The 2,230-nt window shown below is 67.8% G+C and carries 1 protein-coding gene; it reads left to right on the top strand.

Features of this window, described 5'->3' with window-relative positions:
- The first annotated feature begins 570 nt into the window (after positions 1 to 570).
- Complete coding sequence (locus OO71_RS45750) at positions 571 to 1,761, top strand: low temperature requirement protein A (protein WP_033296403.1); 1,191 nt, start codon at positions 571 to 573, stop codon at positions 1,759 to 1,761.
- The last annotated feature ends 469 nt before the right edge of the window (positions 1,762 to 2,230 follow it).

Raw genomic sequence — 2,230 nt, 5'->3', positions numbered from 1 at the left:
CGACCACGGAGATCTACACTAGATCGCTCGTCGGCAGCGTCAGATGTGTATAAGAGACAGGCCCCGCCCCGCTCGGCTCCCGGCAAGGCGCGTTTCTGAGCTGACCGCGGTGAGACCCCTGCCCGGGCCGCACCACGACCTGACTTCCGCGGTAGTGCCTCCTGGCCCGGCTGGCGCGGTTCCTGCCGAGGTCATGTCTCCAGCTATCCGGCCTGGCTTGACGCTGATGCACCTCCCCGAGAGGCGTTCCCCGTTAACCCGAACGTCGGTCGCGCTCAGCCCATCGCCGCAGGATGCGTCCCTCACCGGCTCAATCGCCTACTCGCCACACTCCATCCCGCCTGCGCAGCCACCCGTTCGTTCCAGGGCGAGCCGTCCCATCGGCCAGGCTTTCGCCATGCTCCGTCCCACCCCGGCAGCCATCCGTTCGCTCCAGAGCGAGCCACCCCACCGGCTCTGCCCCGCCCACCCGGCGCTCCCGTCCGGAGATTCCCCGGCTCCCGGATGTCGCGCTCGCGTCCAGGCGTTCGGCGTGCTGGGATGGCCGCGTTCCGGGAGAGGGGAGCGTTCATGGCCCACGAGTCGGCGCCGGGTCATCGGATCCGGGTGTGGTACCGGCCGATGCGAGCGCGGGACAGCGGCGAAGGGCACCGCGTGTCCACGCCGCTCGAGTTGCTGTTCGACCTGTGTTTCGTGGTCGCCGTCGGCCAGGCCGGGGCGCAGTTGCACCACGCGCTATCCGCGGGGCACGCCGGGCACGGGGTGCTCAGCTTCGCGATGGTGTTCTTCGCGATCTGGTGGGGCTGGCTCAACTTCAGCTGGTTCGCGTCGGCCTTCGACACCGACGACGTCCCCTACCGCCTCGCCACTCTCGTCCAGATCGCCGGCGGCCTGACGGTCGCGGCGGGTGTCGACAAAGCGTTCGACGGCGACTTCACGATCGTGGTCATCGGGTACGTCCTGATGCGCCTCTCGGCGGTCACGCAGTGGCTCCGCGCCGCACGACAATCACCCGAAACGCGGGCTACCGCGTACTTCTACGCCGTCGGGATCACGGTCTGTCAGGTCCTGTGGATCGTCCGGCTCGTCCTTCCCGGGACGGCGGGCTTGATCGGGTTCTTCGTATTGGTCGCGCTGGAACTCGCGGTGCCGCTGGTCGCCGAGACCCGCGCCGGCACCGCCTGGCACCCGCATCACATCGCCGAACGCTACGGGCTCTTCACCCTGATCGTGCTGGGCGAAACGGTGCTCGGCGCCACCAACGCCGTCAAAGAAGGACTGGCGGAAGGCGAGCACACCGGCGACCTCGTGTCGCTGGCTGCGGTGGGCCTGCTCCTGGTGTTCGCGATGTGGTGGCTGTACTTCGACCAGCCCGGCCACGCTCGCCTCGAACGCGGCAACTCCCTCACGACCGCCCTGAGCTGGGGCTACGGCCATTACCTGATCTTCGGCTCGGCGGCTGCGGTGGGCGCGGGCCTCGAACTGGCCGTCGACTTCGACAGTCACCACACGGCCGTCTCCGGCACCGCAACCGCGATGGCCGTGACGATTCCGGTCGCGATCTTCCTGCTGAGCGTATGGCTCCTGCACATCGGCCCGACGAACGAATGCCGCCCGATCGCCATCGGCTTCCCGGTGACCGCGGTCCTCATTCTCGCGGCGTCCTTCGCCCCGGCGCCGATCCACGTGACGGCGATCCTCGCGGCAGCGTTGGTGGCGGTGACGGTGATCGCGACCCACGGGGAACCACGTCCGGCTTGACCCCGGCGCGGTTTCCTCGGCCACTGGCGTCGATCGGTTGCTTGCTTCGGCCATCAGGCGCCGCTCCGTCGGCTCAGTCCGGTCCGGCGTCCCCGCCGGGTGGGGGCCGATCGGTGCGGTCTGCCCGCTCGACGCCGGATCGACGCAGGTCAGCCCCTTGGCGCGAAAAAACGGACCCCCCTGTTCGCGGCCCGTTGTGCGGCAGGTAATCTTCTCTTCGTCGCCAGGGAGACCGGGCGGCCGCCGGGGCCACGAACCAAGCTCCCACAACAGTGGTAGAGTGGGTGGTCCCAAACCTCCGGAGCTGAACCAGCCCCCGACGAAGCGTCAAGTTTCGAAGGGTGTAAGGTTTCGCCTCGGAATAACAAAAGCTTGAAACGACGCATCGGGCTTGGCCTGGTTTTTCTGGGTTTGGTTCGGGGTGTGTTGCTTGAGAACTCAACAGTGTGCTAGTGAACTAAGCCAGTAG

This window comes from Amycolatopsis jejuensis (assembly GCF_000717335.1).
Lineage (GTDB): Bacteria > Actinomycetota > Actinomycetes > Mycobacteriales > Pseudonocardiaceae > Amycolatopsis > Amycolatopsis jejuensis.
This window is presented reverse-complemented; position numbering and strand designations above follow the sequence as displayed.